This is a genomic window from Cellulomonas sp., assembly GCF_035634735.1.
In the GTDB taxonomy this organism is placed as follows: domain Bacteria; phylum Actinomycetota; class Actinomycetes; order Actinomycetales; family Cellulomonadaceae; genus Cellulomonas.
Window position 1 is genome coordinate 18,432 of sequence record NZ_DASQCJ010000002.1, and the last position, 14,688, is coordinate 33,119.

The window sequence follows — 14,688 nt, forward strand, 5'->3', positions numbered from 1 at the left end:
GGTTTGCGACGCAAAGTAGTTGGCGAGCCGACCGGCCCGGTCGGTCCGCCGCCCCCAGCCGCACCGAGCGCACCGAGGACAGCCGCCATGCCGCACCCCGCCGACGCGCCCGACGCGCCCCGCGCCGCCGACGCCGCGGACCTCGCCGACGGCCCGCTCGACCCCGCGCTCGCGCGGGCGATCATCGAGGCCCAGCGCACCCGGGTCCGCACCACCGCCTACACCGACGACCGCGTGATCTTCGGCGTCTGGGCCGCCGCGTGGCTGGTCGGCTACGGGGTGCTCTGGGGGACGAGCGGCGACGGGGTGGCGGCCATCCCGTGGTGGGCGTGGGCGGTGTTCGGCGTCCTCATCCTCAGCGGCGTCGCCACGACCGTCCTGCACTCGGTGCGCCGGATGTCCGGGATGGACGGCGTGAGCCGTCGCACCGGGCAGCTCTACGGCTGGTCCTGGTTCGTCGCGTTCGCCGCGGGGCAGACGCTCGTCGGCGGGCTCGCCGGCGCGGGGCTGCCGGACGAGGCGGTGACCCTGGCCGCCAACGGCATCTCGGCGCTGATCGTCGCGGTGCTCTACATGGCGGGCGGCGCGCTCTGGCAGGACCGGGCGCAGTTCGCCCTCGGGGTGTGGATGGCCGTGGTCGCCGCGGCCGCCACCGTGGTGGGGCTGCCCGGCACGTTCGTCGTCATGGGGCTGGCGGGCGGCGGCGGGATGGCCGTCGGGGCCCTGCTCGCGCACGTCGCGCAGCGCCGGGGCCGCGCGGCCCGCCGCGGGGCGGTCGCGTGACGGACGCCGACCTCGACCCGGTGATCCACGCGCAGTCCCGGCTGCGGGTCGTCGCCACCCTCGCGGCCCTCGCCCCCGGCGACCGGCTCGCCTTCCCCCGGCTGCAGCAGCTCCTCGAGATGACCGCCGGCAACCTGTCCACGCACCTGCGCAAGCTGGAGGAGGCGGAGTACGTGACCGTCGAGAAGACCTTCGAGGGCCGCACGCCGGCCACGTACGTCGAGCTGTCGCCGGAGGGCCGGGCCGCGTTCGCCCGGTACACCCGCGCGCTCACCGACCTGCTGGGCGGTGCCCGGTGACCGCCGGCGCGCTGGTCGAGCTGGACGGCGTCACCCGCCGGTACGGCGACGTGGTCGCGCTGGACGACGTGTCGCTGGCCGTCGGCGCCGGGGAGATGGTCGGCCTGCTCGGCCCGAACGGTGCCGGGAAGTCGACGCTGCTGTCCCTGGTGAGCGGTCTGCGCCGCCCCGACGCCGGCACGGTGCGGCTGGCCGGGCGCGACCCCCGCGACCCCGCGGCGCGGGCCGGGCTGGGCACCACGCCGCAGGAGACCGGGCTGCCGTCGACGCTGCGGGTCGGCGAGGTCGTGGACCTGGTCGCCGGGCACTACGCCGACCCCATGCCGCGGGGCGAGGTGCTGGAGCGGTTCGGGCTCACGGACCTCGCGCGCCGGCAGACCGGTGGCCTGTCCGGCGGGCAGCGGCGCCGGCTCGCCGTGGCGCTGTCGCTGGTCGGGCGCCCGCGCGTCGTGCTGCTGGACGAGCCGACGACCGGGCTCGACGTCGAGGCGCGGCACGTGCTCTGGGAGGCCCTGCGCGACTACCAGTCCGGCGGGGCGACCGTGATCGTCACCAGCCACTACCTGGAGGAGATCGAGGCGCTCGCCCGCCGGGTGGTCGTGGTCGGCGCCGGCCGGGTGCTCGCCGACGACGACCTGCCGACGATCCTCGCGATGGCCGCCGCGCGCCGGGTGCTGGTCGAGGTGCCGGAGGCCGAGGAGCCCCGGCTCCGCGCGCTGGCCGGCGTGCTCGACGTGCGGCGCGAGGGCCGGCGCACGGTGCTGCTGGCCGGGGACGCCGACGCCGTCGTGCGGGCGCTGGTCCGCGAGGACGTGCCGTTCCGCGACCTCGAGGTCCGGGGCGCGTCGCTCGAGGAGGCGTTCCTCGCGCTCACGTCCGCGGCGTCGGCCGAGCCCGCGCCGTCCACGTCGGCCGCCACGTCCGTCACCACCGACCGGGAGCCCCGATGACCGCCACCGCGCCCGCCGCCCCCGCGTCCGCCGGGACCCGCTCCTGGCTCGCGCTCGCCCTGCTGCACACCCGGTTCCAGCTGCTGGAGTCCGTGCGGGTGCCGATCGCCGTCATCGGCAACCTGCTGTTCCCGTCGCTGGCGCTGCTGTTCTTCGTGGTGCCGCAGCGCGCGGTCGCCGACGACCCGCTGGCCTCGGTCGCGGCCGTCGCCCAGCTCGGGACGTTCGCCGTCATGTCGGCGTGCCTGTTCACGCTCGGCGCCGGGGTGTCCGAGGACCGGCAGCTCGCGTTCGACCCGTACGTCCGCACGCTGCCCGCGGGCGCCGGGCCCCGGCTGGCCGGGCGGATCGTCAACGCGATCGTGTTCTGCCTCGGCGCCCAGGTGCCGGTGATCCTCATCGCGGTGCTGCTGACCTCGGCGTCGGTGACCCCGGCGCGCGGCCTGGGTGGGCTCGCGATGGTGCCGGTGGTCGCGGTGCCGTTCACGCTGCTCGGCCTGGCGATCGGCTACGCGCTGTCGGCGAAGGCGGCGATCGCGGTCGTGCAGGCCGTGCTGTTCCCGCTCGCGTTCGCCGGCGGCCTGTTCCTGCCGCCCGAGGCGTTCCCGTCCTGGCTCGACGCGCTGTCCCAGGCGCTGCCGTCCCGGGCCGCCCGCGACCTGGTCGTCGAGGTGACGACCGGCATCGAGGGCTCGCCGTGGGCGCTGCCGGTGCTGCTGGCGTGGACGGCGGTCTTCGCGGCCCTGGCGGTCCTGGCGTACCGCCGCGACGAGGGCCGCCGCTTCCGCTGAGGGGGTGGCGCTGCCGGGTTGCTGAGCCCGCCGTAGGTGGTCACCTGGAGCCATAGCCTGACGTGATGACGCGGCGAGGTGACCGGGCGATCCGTTCATCGGCGACGGCGGCTCTGGCCGCGACGACGGGCCTCGTGGCGCTCGTCGGCTGCGTGGCATCGAGCGGAACCCTCGACGCCCCGATCGACTGGAGCACCGTCGACGGGAGCCCGGGCGAGTCGGTGTGCGGTCTACCGGCCGGCGACCAGAGCCCCCCGGAGACGCCCCCGGCGGTGACCTGGCAGGAGCGTGATGGCGTCGAGATTCCCGTGAGTCCGACGCTCGGGCCTGGGGACACCAGCGTGATGAACCGGTGCTACGCGCACTCACCGAGCGGAGCCCTGCTGGCTGCGGTGGGGCTGAGGGCGGACGAGATCCGGCACGGGAACGGCACCGTCATCGTCAACCGGGCGGCCAGGACGGGCGAGAGGCTGAGCGCCCTCGTCGACGGCGAGATACCGGACGTCTCGGATCTGCCCCACGACGCCACCGGGGAGCTCATCGGCTACCGGTTCGAGTCGGCACGCGACGACGACGTGACCGTGTCCCTGGCGTGGGCGTCCACCACGAGCGGCAGGTCGACGTCCGCGCGCATCCGCTTGCTCTGGGAGGACCAGGACTGGAAGGTCGTGATGCAGCCGAGCAACGGGATGTGGTCGGAGATCACGGCGGACGACCCGTTGGACCGCTTCGTCCGGTGGGGTGGTTCCCCGGGAGACTCGACCGACGCCCGAGCCTGGGCACCAGCAGCGCGCCCCGTGCGGTGAGGTCGTCACGGCATGACGAGGTCGGCGGAAACGAGTGACGACCTCGCGCGGTTGTGACGACCTCGCGAACTCGCGCGCGCAGCGGGTCAGGCTCGGGCGAGCGCCGCGACCGCCTGGGCCACGGTGTCCGGGTCCGTGACCGTGTGGCCGCCCGCGGCGCCCCCGCCGCCGGGGCCGCCGTCGCCGGCCACCGCGCGGCTCGCGGACAGGTGCACCGCGTCGACGCCGGCCGCGACGAGCACCCCGATGTCGACCGGCCGCACCCCGCCGCCGGCCATCACCTGCACGGCCCCCGCGGTGTGCTCGACCATCGCGGCCAACCGCCGCACGCCGTCGATGCTGCGGGCCTCGCCGCCCGAGGACAGCACGCGCGTCACGCCGGCGGCGGCCAGGGCGTCCAGCACCGCGAGCGGGTCCGCCACGGAGTCGACGGCCCGGTGGAACGTGACCTCGCGGCCGTCCGCGGCGGCGACCAGCGCGGCGAGCGCCCGATCGTCGACCCGGCCGTCCGCGGTCAGCGGGCCGACCACCACGCCGTCGACCCCGAGGCCGACCGCGGCGCGCACCTCGCGCACCTGGACGTCGAGCTCGTCGGCGTCGTAGACGAACGACCCCGGCCGCGGCCGGACCAGCACGTGCACGCCCGTCGGCGTGGCGCCGCCGGCGGCGCGGGCCTCGCGCTCGGCCACGAGAGCCGCGAGCAGGCCGGCGCCCGGGGTGAGCCCGCCGGTCGCGGCGAGCGCGGCGCACACCTCGACGCGCGCGGCTCCGGCGTCGGCGGCCACGCGGTAGCCCGCCAGGTCCTGGACGGCGATCTCGAGGACGGGACGGGTCGGCACGGGCTGCTCCTGGCGGGCGCGGGGCGGCGGTCGGTGCTGACGGTAGCGCCTCCGCGCGCGCCGGCCCCGGGACGTCCGTGGGGACGCCCCGGGGCCGGGGGTGCGGCGGGTGGCCGCGGTCAGGCGAACCGGCGCAGGCGGAGCGAGTTCGCCACCACCAGCACCGAGGAGAACGCCATCGCCGCGCCCGCGATCATCGGGTTCAGCAGCCCGAGCGCCGCGAGCGGGATCGCCGCGACGTTGTAGGCGAAGGCCCAGAACAGGTTCTGCTTGATGACCCGGAGCGTGCGGCGCGCCAGCCGGACCGCCTGCGGGGCGGAGCGGAGGTCGCCGCGGACGAGGGTCACGTCCGCGGCCTCGATGGCCACGTCCGTGCCGGTGCCCATCGCGAGGCCCAGGTCCGCGGTGGCGAGCGCCGCGGCGTCGTTCACGCCGTCGCCGACCATCGCGACCCGCCGGCCCTCGGCCTGCAGCCGCCGGACGACGTCCACCTTGTCGGCGGGCAGCACCTCGGCCACCACGTCCGCCTCGGGGATCCCGACCGACCGGGCCACCGCGCGGGCGGCACCCGCGTTGTCGCCGGTCAGCAGGACCGGGCGCAGCCCGAGGGCCCGCAGGTCCTCGACCGCGCGCCGGGAGCCGTCCTTCACCGGGTCGCGCAGGACGAGCACGCCACGGGCGGCGCCGTCCCACGCGACCAGCACGGCCGTGGCGCCGTCGGCCTCGGCGGCGGCGAACCGCGCGCCCAGATCGTCGTCGGCGGGCACGCCCTGCTGGGCCAGCCAGGCGGGCCGGCCGACCAGCACGCGCCGCGCCAGCCCGACGCCGGCGTGCGCCGTGCGGACCACGCCGCTCACGCCGCGGCCGGCCTCGGCCCGGAACTCGTGCACCTCGTCGGTGCCGATCCCGACGCCGTCGCCGCCGACGCCCGCCGCCCCCGGGGCGAGCCCGGCCGCGGCCTCGGCCACCGCGCGGGCGATCGGGTGCTCGGCGAGCGCCTCGACGGCGCCGGCGTACCGGAGCACCTCGCGCTGGGCCGCGGTGCGGGCCGGGCCGTCGGCGCCGTCCCCGGTGTCGGCGGTCGCGCCGGCGTCCCCGGGCGCGAGCAGGCCCACGAGCGCCATGCGCCCCTCGGTGACCGTGCCGGTCTTGTCGAGCACGACGGTGTCGACCGCGCGGGTCTGCTCGAGGATCTCCGGGCCCTTGATGAGCACGCCGAGCTGCGCGCCGCGGCCGGTCCCGACCAGCAGGGCCGTGGGCGTGGCGAGCCCGAGGGCGCAGGGGCAGGCGATGATCAGCACCGCGACCGCGGCCGTGAACGCCGTCTGCGCCGAGGCGCCGGACAGCAGCCAGACGGCCAGGGTCCCCGCCGCGAGCACGAGCACGATCGGCACGAACACGGCCGAGATCCGGTCCGCGAGCCGTTGCACCGGCGCCTTGCCGGTCTGGGCCGCCGCGACCAGTCGGCCGATCTGCGCGAGCCGGGTGTCCTCGCCGACGCGGGTCGCCCGGACCACCAGGTGGCCGCCGGTGTTGATCGTCGCGCCGGTCACCTCGTCGCCGGGGCCGACGTCGACGGGCACGGGCTCGCCCGTCAGCAGGCTGGTGTCGACGGCGCTGGTGCCGGTGACGACGACGCCGTCCGTGGCGACCTTCTCGCCCGGGCGCACGGCGAACTCGTCGCCGACGCCGAGCCGGTCCACGGGGACGCGCTGCTCGGTGCGCCGGCCGTCGGTGCCGGTCACGATGAGCGCGACGTCCTTGGCTCCGAGGTCCAGCAGCGAGCGCAGGGCGTCCCCGGCGCGGCGGCGCGAACGGTGCTCGGCGTACCGGCCGGCCAGCAGGAACGTCGTGACGACGGCCGCGACCTCGAAGTACAGCTCGGGCATGTGCGCGCCCGTGCCGTCGTCGGCGGCGGGCCAGAGCGTCGGCGTCATGGTCATGCCGAGCTCGCCCGCGCCCCCGAGGAGCAGCGCCCACAGCGACCAGCCGGTGGCCGCGACGATGCCGATCGACACCAAGGTGTCCATCGTCGAGGCGCCGTGCCGCGCGGCGCGGACCGCCGCGCGGTGGAACGGCCAGGCCGCCCAGGTGGCGACGGGGAGCGCGAGGACGGTGACCAGCCACTGCCAGCCGGTGAACTGCCACGCGGGCACCATCGACAGCAGCAGCACGGGGACCGTGAGGACGGCCGCGACCCGGAGCCGGCGGCGCAGGTCGGTGCCGCGCGCGTCGGTCGGCGCGGAGGTGTCCTCGTCGGGGTCCATGTCGTGGCCCGGGGCCATGCTGTGGCCGGACAGGGCGTGCTCGGTCGGGTCCGTGCCGGCCGTGCCGTGGCCGGCGTGCGGCGTGTCGGGCGGCGTCGTCGTGCCGTGCCCGGCGTGCTCCGCCGCGGACGCGGTCGTGGTCGCGGCGGGGCGCCCGGCGGGCGCCGCCAGGTCCCGGCGCCCGGTGACGGTGGCGTCGTACCCGGCGGCGCGCACCGCGGCCACCAGCGAGTCGACGTCCGGCGTGCTGCCGTCCTCGGCGGGGGACACCTCGACGTGCGCGCTCTCGAGCGCGAGGTTCACGGTCGCGCGGGCGCCCGGGACGCGGTTGAGCCGCTTCTCGACACGCGCGACGCAGGACGCGCAGGTCATGCCCTCGACGGCCAGGTCGACGGTGCCGACCGGCGCGACGGGCAGGTCGGCGGGGGTGCGCGGGTCGTCGGCTGTCACAGCAGCGACTTCCGCGGCGTGACGGCGTAGCCGGCCTCGTCGACGGCGGCGGCGATCGCCTCGTCGGTCAGCGGCGCGTCCGAGATGACGGTCACGGGCGACGACCCGCCGGCGACCAGGTCGACCTGCACGTCGGTGACGCCGGGCAGCGCGGTGAGCTCCTCGCTCACGTGGCGGACGCAGTTGCCGCAGGTCATGCCGTCGACGGAGAAGCTGGTGGTCTGGCTCATCGTGGTTCCTCTCGCGGTGCCGGTCGGGGGGTTCAGGAGCGGACGAGCCGGGCGATGGCCTCCGAGGCCTCGCGGACCTTCTCGGCGCCGGCCTCCGGGGACTGCCGGGCCGCGTCGACGACGCAGTGGCCCAGGTGGTCCTCGACGAGGCCGATGCTCACGGCCTGCAGCGCCTTGGTCACGGCGGCGACCTGGGTGAGGACGTCGATGCAGTACACGTCCTCGTCGACCATGCGCGCGATCCCGCGGACCTGGCCCTCGATGCGCTTGAGGCGCTTGAGGTAGTCGTCCTTGTCGCCGCTGTACCCGTGCATGTCCGCTCCTTCCGGGCGGGGCGCGACCGCACCCCGTCGTGGTCGGAACGCTATACCCCCTGGGGGTATTCCGCGAGGACCGAGGTCCCGGTCAGCCGAGGGCGAGGAAGTCCTCCAGGTAGACCGCGACCTCGGTCAGCGTGGCGGCGTCCGCGTAGCCGGCGCGGCCGGTGACCGCGACAGCCGGACCCACACGAGCTCGCCGTGCACGAGCGGGTCCACGCCGGTGCCGGGGAGCGTCGTCACGCGCGGGCCGAGCCGTACGGCGGCTCGCTCGCGAGCCCGTCCGCGGACACCGCGTCCCATGCCGCGGTCTCACGGCGGTAGGACTCCGCGAGGTCGTCGGAGGTCCGCGCCATCGCCTCGCGCATCGCGGCGAACCGCTGGTCCCGGAGCCACCGCTCGAAGAGCAGCTCCACGAACGACCCCGCCGTCACGCCCTGCTCGCGCGCCACCCCGTTGATCCGGTCCCGCAGCTCGGCGTCGATCCTGATCGTCGTCATGGTCATGGTCATGGTCATGGTCATGCGTCGAGGATGCGATCGGTATACCGGGTGCGTGGCTGTGCCGGCACCTACTCGGCCGGCGACGGCGAGGCGCGGATGCGGGCCGCCCACTCGTCGAGCGTCTCGACCTCGCGCGCGCCGGGGTTCTCCTCGAGCCGGCGGAGCAGCCGGAAGTCGTCCACCCCGATGAGCACGGCGACCAGCTCGCCGTACCGCCACAGCCCGACCCGCCCGCTCCCGAACGCGACCTCGTTCACCATCGACGCGAGGTGGGACCGGAACTCCCGCGCCGTCGCTTCCCTCGTGATCGTGTGCATGCCTCGACGCTAGGGCCCGCGAGCGGCGCGACGGCGGTCGTCCACAGGCCGACTTCGCGGGTGGCGGCGGTGCTGCGGACGGCTGCCGGTCGACCGCGTCCACGGTGTACCCCGGCGGGGGCGGGGTTCATTCTGAGCTTGAGTACACCGGGTACGCGGTGTACGCGCGCTCGGAGCGTGGTCTGGTTCTGGTGGGGTACGCGGTGTACGCACGCCGAGAACGGGGTCCGGTTCTGGCGGGGTACGTGGTGTACGCACGCCCGAGCGCGGTCCGGTTCTGCTGGGGTACGTGGCGTACGCGCGCCCGAGCGCGGTCCGGTTCTGCTGGGGTACGTGGTGTACGCGCGCTCGGAACGGGGTCCGCTTCTGGCGGGGCCCCCCGTACGCGTGCCCCGTCGGCCCGCGGCGGCGGCCGCGGGGCTAGAGCCCGCTGCGGCGCGCGTACGCGCGGGCGTCGACGCCGCGCAGGTCGCAGAACTCGCGCACGGGGCCGGTCAGCAGCAGGTCCACGTGGCGCAGGTCGGCCACGGTGCGGGCGCCCAGCAGCGTCATGATGTCGCCCACCTGGGTCAGCCAGGACTCGATGCGGGCGACCAGGGCGGCCTCGCCGTCGGTGAGCAGGGTGCGCAGGAAGCCGCCCGCGACGCCGACCGCGGTCGCCCCGAGGGCGAGCGCCCGGACGACGTCGAGCGGGTGCCGGACGCCGCCGGACGCCAGCAGGTCGACGCCGTCGACGGGCGAGGCGTCGAGCAGGCCCTCGACGGCGGACTGGCCCCAGGACGCCAGGTAGTCCATGCCGCCGTCCGTGCGGCGGGCGGACTCGATCGCGGTGAAGTCGGTGCCACCGCGGCCCGAGACGTCGACGGCGGCGACGCCGAGGTCGCGCAGCCGCGCGACGGTGCCGCGGCTCATGCCGGCGCCGACCTCCTTGACGACGACCGGGACGTCCACGCCGTCGACGATCGCGGCGATGTTGTCGGCCCAGCGCGTGAAGTCGCGGTCGCCCTCGGGCATGACGATCTCCTGCGCAGGGTTCACGTGCACCTGGAGGCCGTCGGCGCCGAGGATCTCGACCGAGCGGCGCGCCTGGGCGGGCGTGAGGTTCGCGTTGACGTTCGCCAGCACGAAGCCGTCGGGGTTGAGGTCGCGCAGGACCCGGAACGACGGGATGGCGGCGGGCTCGCGGTGCAGGATGCCCGTGGACCCGGACGCGATCGGGACGCCGGTCTCGCGGGCGGCGATCGCGAGGGCCCGGTTGATCGTCGCGGTGTGGGCGGTGCCGCCGGTCATGCCGTTGATGTAGAGCGGCACGGGCCAGTCGAGCACCCGGCCCGTGGCCCGCAGGGACACCCGCGCGCGGTCGCCCGCGGCGAGCGGGTGGTTCATCGGGCGCACGTGGTCGAAGTCGCTCGGGCCGGGCTCGGCGTGCTGGGCGACGGCCAGGCGGACGTGGTCGTCCTTGCGGCGGGCGTCCTGCTCGGCGGGCGTCGCGCCGGCGGCGGCCCCGTGCTCGGTCCCGGCCGCCGGCTGGTCCTGACCGGACAGGTGTGCGTCGTCGCGGGTCATCGGGCGTCCCCGGCGTCGCACGGCTGCTGGACCCGCAGCGACAGGTGCCGCACGTCGGACAGCTCCCAGTCGCGCAGCATGGGCGCGAGGTCGGTGTCGGCGTCGACCAGCACGATGCCGCAGTCGCCGCCGCCGGCGCCCGACGACTTGGCGGCCGCGCCGACGCTCTCGGCGGTCTCGCACAGCGTGCGGAGCGCGGGGGTCTCGATGTCGACGCCGGCGGCGCGGGCGAGGGAGGTGAGCAGGCCGCGGGCGCGGTGGATCTGCGCCTTCGCGGCGGGGGCGTCGTCGCGCTCGATGGCGTCGGCCAGCGCGTCCACGCACTCCCGGGAGGCGGCGAGGAAGTCGGGGTAGTGGCTCTCCGCGGCCCCCTTGCGGGACTGCATGCGCTCGACGAGCCGGGTGGTCGACGCGGGGACGCCGGTCCAGCCGACGACGAGGCGCATGGTGCGCGGGGTCGGCAGCCGGCGGACGGACAGGCCGGGCCAGTCGGCGTCGAGCAGCGCGGACAGCGGCCGCACGGCGCCGGAGGACTCCGCGGCGGCCTGGGCGGTGCGCAGCCAGTCGCGGTCGAGCGCGGCGTACCGGATCCACCCGCCGTACAGGCTCGCCGCGACGTCGCCGCCGGAGCCCATCGGGTTCACCGCGACGGTCGCGAGCAGCGCGAGCCGCAGCAGCCGCTCGGTCGGCAGGTCGAGCGCGTAGAACCGATCGAGGGCACGCACGGTGGCCGCGGTGACGGCGGCCGACGAGCCGAGCCCGAACTTCCGGCCCGACTGGTCGTCGAGCTCGGAGGTGATCGTGATGTCGTAGAAGCCGAGCTCGCGGCCCTGCTCCGCGGCGAACCGCTCCACGACGTCGATGGCCGCGAGCACGTAGTCGAACGGGCGGCTGTCGTGGTCGAGCACCACGCGGCCGCCGTCCCGCCGCCACACGACCGGCAGCCGGCCGTACTGGTCGGACGCGATGGACCCGGCGCCCTCGGCGCGCGCGAGCCGCACCGTGACGTGCCGGTCGACGGCGACGAGGACCGCCGGGTAGCCGGCCTCGACGACGGCGTACTCGCCGGCGACGAACAGCTTGCCGGGGGCGCTGACCTCGATGGGGGCGGTGGGCGTGGTCACGCGGCACCCCCCGCCGTGACGCGCAGGTCCGGCCCGGGGCGCGCGGTCACCACGCGGCGGGTGCCGCCCTCGGACAGCGCCGCGGCGACGGCGGGCAGGTCGCGGCCGGCGCACAGCACCTTGACGTTCGGGCCGGCGTCGATGGTCGCCCAGCAGGGCAGGCCGTCCGCGCGCAGCGCCTGCACCTGGTCCAGCACGCCGACCGTGTGCGCGGTCCAGTACCGGACCGGCGGCCGGGCGCCGAGCATCGTGGCGTGCATCCGCAGGGCGTTCGACTCGGCGAGCGCGCCCAGCGCGGAGAGGTCGCCGGCGCGCACGGCGTCCAGCATCAGCGCGACGTCCACCTCGGTCGACTCGGTCCAGGACGGGAAGAACGGGGACGTCTCGACGGTGCGGCGCATGGCCTCGCGCGACGAGATCGACTTGGGGCCGGCGTCCAGCACGACCACCGCCATCGCCGGGTCGAGCGCGCCGCCGGCCTCGCCGCCGGGGACGGGCTCGGCGAAGGACGTGGCGTCGTCGGTGCCGGCGTGCCACACGACCAGGCCGCCGAACACGGAGCGCGCCGCCGACCCGGAGCCGCGGCGGGCCAGCCGGGACAGCGCGCGCGGGTCGAGGTCCAGGCCGTACGCGGCGGCCGCGGCGCCGGCGAGCGCGGCGAACCCGCTCGCGGACGAGGCCAGGCCCGCGCCGGTCGGCACGGTCGACACCGAGGTGACCGTCGCACGGGCCGACGACCCGGCCAGCGCGCGGACCAGGTCGAGGAACCGGCGCACGCGCGCGACCTCGCCGTCCGACATCGGCCGGCCGTCGAGCGAGCCGGTGTCCTCGGTCGCGGCGGGGTCGAGCGTCACCGTGGTCGTGGCGTGGAACGCGTCGAGCGTCAGCGACAGGCTGGACGTCGCGGGCAGCGCCAGTGCCTCGTCGCGCTTGCCCCAGTACTTGGCGAGCGCGATGTTCGCGTGCGCGACGGCGGTCGCGGAGTCAGTCATCCGAGGGGCACCTGGGCGGAGGGGGCGGCGGGGCGCCGCGCGTCGGTCCGGTGCAGCCACGTGCGCGCCGCTCCCGCGCGGCGCAGGGCAGCGGCGATCGTACCAGCGGACGCCGCGTCGGCCGCGAGCGCCAGCATGCATCCGCCCTGGCCACCGCCCGTGAGCTTGGCGCCCAGCGCGCCGGCCGCGAGGGCCGCGCCGACCAGCCGGTCGAGCTCCGGGGAGGAGACGCCGAGCTCCGCCAGCGCCCCGTGCGCGCGGGTCATCCGGGCGCCGAGCTCGGTCGGCCGGTCCAGGGCGAGGTCGTCGACCACGTCCCGGGTGATGGCGCCGAGCTCCGCGACCAGCTCCGCGCCGCGCGCCGGGTGCCGGTCCCGGAACGACCGGACGTCCGCGACCGCGACCCGGGTCCGGCCGTGCACGCCGGTGTCGGCGACGACGAGGTGCGCGCGCAGGGCGAGGTCGAGCGGCCGGATCTCCCCGGCCTGGAACCACACCGGCTCGGTCGAGGCGGTGGTGCGGGCGTCGAGCCCGCTGGGGTTGCCGTGCGCGACCCGCTCGCCGACCTGGACCAGGTCGAAGTGCTCCTGCGCGGTGAGCGTGCGACCCGCCAGGTCCGCCAGCGCGAGCGCGAGCGCCCCGGCGGTGGCGGCGCTGGAGCCGAGGCCGCGGGCCGCGGGGATGGTCGACTCGGTGGACAGCACGATGTCGCGGTGCGGCAGGCCGAGGTGGTCGAGCGTCGCCTCGACCGCGGCGACCGGCGCGGCGAGCTGCTCGGGGGCGTCGGACAGGGCGCCCGAGTACAGGACGGACTCGAGCGCCAGCGGGCCCTCCTCGCGGCGGGCGACGGCGCGCATCGGCAGGCTGGCGAGCGGCAGCGCGATCGCGGGCTCGCCGTACACGACGGCGTGCTCGCCGACCAGGATCGCCTTCGCGCGCGTGTGCCCCGTCCCCGTGGCGCGCGGGGCGCCCGGGCCGGTGCTGCGCGGGTTCGAGCTCGAGATGGTCCGACTCCTCACATCAGGTGGGCGACGAACCACGGGGCCGCGTACAGCGACATGAACTGCACCCCGAAGTTGACGCCCAACCGGTTCAGCGTGCCGCAGGTCAGCCCGACCAGCAGCACGGCGAAGACGTTGACGAGCCCCGCGTCCAGGTAGGCCAGGAGCAGGACGAAGACGACGAACAGCGCCAGCACGGCCTCGTGCGGCACGTACCGGGTGACCAGCGCGGTGAGCCGGAACGAGTACCGCACCGCCAGCACGTACGAGAGCACCAGGGCGAGGGCCCCGCCCACGACCACCGCGACCACGAACTGCGAGGTGGACAGCAGCTGGTGCAGGTTGTTGTCCAGGGTCAGGACGGGCGGCGCGTTGAACAGCGCGTTCGCGGGGCCGACGGCGACCGGCGACAGCGGGAGCCCGACCGCGAGCAGCGGGATGATCACGCCGGCCAGGTAGGTCGAGTGCGCCAGCGCGGCCATCGAGGTGATCGCCCGGGACGACCGCTCGGTGGGCTCCTTCGCCCGGGCGCCGGACGCCTCGCCCATGAGCAGCGTCAGGGCGACCGGGCTGAGGAAGAACAGCGGCGTCGACGCCGCGGAGACCGTCGCCGAGGCGCCGAGCTCGGCGCGGGTCAGCAGCCGCCGCGGGCTGAGCGGCGCGCCCTTCAGCTCCGACCGCGTGATGACCACCGGCGTGCGGCCGGCGCGGGGGAGCGCGGCCCGCAGCGTCGGGTTGAGCAGCGTCGCCAGGCTGAGCAGCAGCGGGCCGGCGGTGATCGACAGGAAGAACGACACCGTGATCGTGCCGTCCTCGGGCAGCACGCCGGTCTGCCGGTAGAGCGCCTGCACGCCCTGGAACAGCAGGCCGAGCGGGATGATCGCCAGCAGCGACAGCACCTTGTTCTTCCCGATCAGCGCCAGGACCACCGCGCCGCCGACGAACAGCAGCGACCCGTACTCCCGGAGCTGGTCGGCGAACGGCGTGATCGCGCTCGCGATGAGCAGCGCCAGCGGCACCGAGATCAGCGTGCCGACCACCGACCCGGCGGCCATCTTGCGGATCGTCTCCGCCGCCCGGCCCTCCCGCTTCAGCAGCAGCGCGTGGTCGATCATCGGCGCCGACAGCACCCCGCCGGGCAGGCCGACCAGCGCCGTCGGGATCGAGTTGGTCAGGTTCAGGGTGACGACGGCGGCGATGAAGAACGCCAGCACGACCTGCGGGTCGGTGCCCGCGAGCACGAGCGCGAGCGTCACGGGCAGCAGCACCGACGTCTCGTCGGTGCCGGGGATGAACCCGATCAGCGTGTACAGCGCGACGGCCGCGAGGGCGGCGGCGACCATCGGCAGCAGCAGGGAGAGGTCCACGGAGGTCTTTCGGTGCGGGGCGCCCGCCCGGATGGGTGGCGGCGGGTGCGGCGGCTGGCGCGCGGGGGTGGGCGCGCGGCGGGGAG

General features: G+C 76.3%; 16 protein-coding genes. 5 read left to right on the plus strand and 11 right to left on the minus strand.

Annotated elements, in window-relative coordinates:
* Window positions 1-87 precede the first annotated feature (87 nt).
* The 5 genes from VER05_RS00155 (at window position 88) to VER05_RS00175 (ending at window position 3,629) form a co-directional block, all read left to right on the plus strand.
* A complete protein-coding gene (locus tag VER05_RS00155) occupies window positions 88-783 on the plus strand; it encodes a hypothetical protein (protein ID WP_324843383.1) in 696 nt (231 codons plus the stop codon).
* A complete protein-coding gene (locus VER05_RS00160; protein WP_147794996.1) occupies window positions 780-1,082 on the plus strand; it encodes a transcriptional regulator in 303 nt (100 codons plus the stop codon). Before VER05_RS00155 ends, VER05_RS00160 begins: the two co-directional genes overlap by 4 nt.
* Window positions 1,079-2,032 (plus strand): ABC transporter ATP-binding protein, encoded by a 954-nt coding sequence (locus VER05_RS00165; protein ID WP_324843384.1) that lies wholly within the window; start codon window positions 1,079-1,081, stop codon window positions 2,030-2,032. Before VER05_RS00160 ends, VER05_RS00165 begins: the two co-directional genes overlap by 4 nt.
* Window positions 2,029-2,823, plus strand: a complete 795-nt coding sequence (locus VER05_RS00170; RefSeq protein ID WP_324843385.1) for an ABC transporter permease — start codon at window positions 2,029-2,031, stop codon at window positions 2,821-2,823. The genes VER05_RS00165 and VER05_RS00170 overlap by 4 nt, the downstream gene beginning before the upstream one ends.
* 65 nt (window positions 2,824-2,888) lie before the next feature.
* On the plus strand, window positions 2,889-3,629 hold the full coding sequence (locus VER05_RS00175) for a hypothetical protein (protein WP_324843386.1): 741 nt from the start codon (window positions 2,889-2,891) through the stop codon (window positions 3,627-3,629).
* Window positions 3,630-3,715: 86 nt separating this feature from the next.
* On the opposite strand, the gene VER05_RS00180 is transcribed toward VER05_RS00175, so the two are convergent.
* The 11 genes from VER05_RS00180 to VER05_RS00230 all read right to left on the minus strand — a co-directional run bounded on the left by VER05_RS00180 (window position 3,716) and on the right by VER05_RS00230 (window position 14,602).
* Complete coding sequence (locus tag VER05_RS00180) at window positions 3,716-4,468, minus strand: copper homeostasis protein CutC (RefSeq protein WP_324843387.1); 753 nt, start codon at window positions 4,466-4,468, stop codon at window positions 3,716-3,718.
* A gap of 119 nt (window positions 4,469-4,587) precedes the next feature.
* On the minus strand, window positions 4,588-7,185 hold the full coding sequence (locus tag VER05_RS00185) for a heavy metal translocating P-type ATPase (RefSeq protein ID WP_324843388.1): 2,598 nt from the start codon (window positions 7,183-7,185) through the stop codon (window positions 4,588-4,590).
* Window positions 7,182-7,415, minus strand: a complete 234-nt coding sequence (locus VER05_RS00190) for a heavy-metal-associated domain-containing protein (protein ID WP_324843389.1) — start codon at window positions 7,413-7,415, stop codon at window positions 7,182-7,184. The genes VER05_RS00185 and VER05_RS00190 overlap by 4 nt, the downstream gene beginning before the upstream one ends.
* A 32-nt stretch (window positions 7,416-7,447) precedes the next feature.
* A complete protein-coding gene (locus VER05_RS00195; RefSeq protein ID WP_203666717.1) occupies window positions 7,448-7,729 on the minus strand; it encodes a metal-sensitive transcriptional regulator in 282 nt (93 codons plus the stop codon).
* Window positions 7,730-7,971: 242 nt separating this feature from the next.
* A complete protein-coding gene (locus VER05_RS00200) occupies window positions 7,972-8,256 on the minus strand; it encodes a hypothetical protein (RefSeq protein ID WP_324843390.1) in 285 nt (94 codons plus the stop codon).
* A 47-nt stretch (window positions 8,257-8,303) separates the two neighbouring features.
* Complete coding sequence (locus VER05_RS00205; RefSeq protein WP_324843391.1) at window positions 8,304-8,552, minus strand: hypothetical protein; 249 nt, start codon at window positions 8,550-8,552, stop codon at window positions 8,304-8,306.
* Window positions 8,553-8,972: 420 nt separating this feature from the next.
* Window positions 8,973-10,118, minus strand: a complete 1,146-nt coding sequence (fni, locus tag VER05_RS00210) for a type 2 isopentenyl-diphosphate Delta-isomerase (RefSeq protein WP_324843392.1) — start codon at window positions 10,116-10,118, stop codon at window positions 8,973-8,975.
* A complete protein-coding gene (locus tag VER05_RS00215; RefSeq protein ID WP_324843393.1) occupies window positions 10,115-11,242 on the minus strand; it encodes a phosphomevalonate kinase in 1,128 nt (375 codons plus the stop codon). The genes fni and VER05_RS00215 overlap by 4 nt, the downstream gene beginning before the upstream one ends.
* Window positions 11,239-12,234, minus strand: coding sequence for a diphosphomevalonate decarboxylase (gene mvaD, locus VER05_RS00220; RefSeq protein ID WP_324843394.1), 996 nt, complete (start codon window positions 12,232-12,234; stop codon window positions 11,239-11,241). The genes VER05_RS00215 and mvaD overlap by 4 nt, the downstream gene beginning before the upstream one ends.
* A complete protein-coding gene (gene mvk / locus VER05_RS00225) occupies window positions 12,231-13,253 on the minus strand; it encodes a mevalonate kinase (protein ID WP_324843395.1) in 1,023 nt (340 codons plus the stop codon). Before mvk ends, mvaD begins: the two co-directional genes overlap by 4 nt.
* Window positions 13,250-14,602 carry a tripartite tricarboxylate transporter permease gene (locus VER05_RS00230; protein WP_324843396.1) on the minus strand — a complete coding sequence of 451 codons (1,353 nt, stop codon included), beginning with the start codon at window positions 14,600-14,602 and terminating at the stop codon, window positions 13,250-13,252. Before VER05_RS00230 ends, mvk begins: the two co-directional genes overlap by 4 nt.
* Window positions 14,603-14,688 lie beyond the last annotated feature (86 nt).

What these genes read in the sequence shown, in the direction of transcription:
- VER05_RS00200 (WP_324843390.1), bottom strand. Translation starts at nt 8,256, where the DNA reads ATGACCATGACCATGACCATGACCATGACGACGATCAGGATCGACGCC.
- VER05_RS00195 (WP_203666717.1), bottom strand. Translation starts at nt 7,729, where the DNA reads ATGCACGGGTACAGCGGCGACAAGGACGACTACCTCAAGCGCCTCAAG.
- VER05_RS00155 (WP_324843383.1), top strand. Translation starts at nt 88, where the DNA reads ATGCCGCACCCCGCCGACGCGCCCGACGCGCCCCGCGCCGCCGACGCC.
- VER05_RS00205 (WP_324843391.1), bottom strand. Translation starts at nt 8,552, where the DNA reads ATGCACACGATCACGAGGGAAGCGACGGCGCGGGAGTTCCGGTCCCAC.
- VER05_RS00190 (WP_324843389.1), bottom strand. Translation starts at nt 7,415, where the DNA reads ATGAGCCAGACCACCAGCTTCTCCGTCGACGGCATGACCTGCGGCAAC.
- VER05_RS00170 (WP_324843385.1), top strand. Translation starts at nt 2,029, where the DNA reads ATGACCGCCACCGCGCCCGCCGCCCCCGCGTCCGCCGGGACCCGCTCC.
- fni (WP_324843392.1), bottom strand. Translation starts at nt 10,118, where the DNA reads ATGACCCGCGACGACGCACACCTGTCCGGTCAGGACCAGCCGGCGGCC.
- mvaD (WP_324843394.1), bottom strand. Translation starts at nt 12,234, where the DNA reads ATGACTGACTCCGCGACCGCCGTCGCGCACGCGAACATCGCGCTCGCC.
- VER05_RS00175 (WP_324843386.1), top strand. Translation starts at nt 2,889, where the DNA reads ATGACGCGGCGAGGTGACCGGGCGATCCGTTCATCGGCGACGGCGGCT.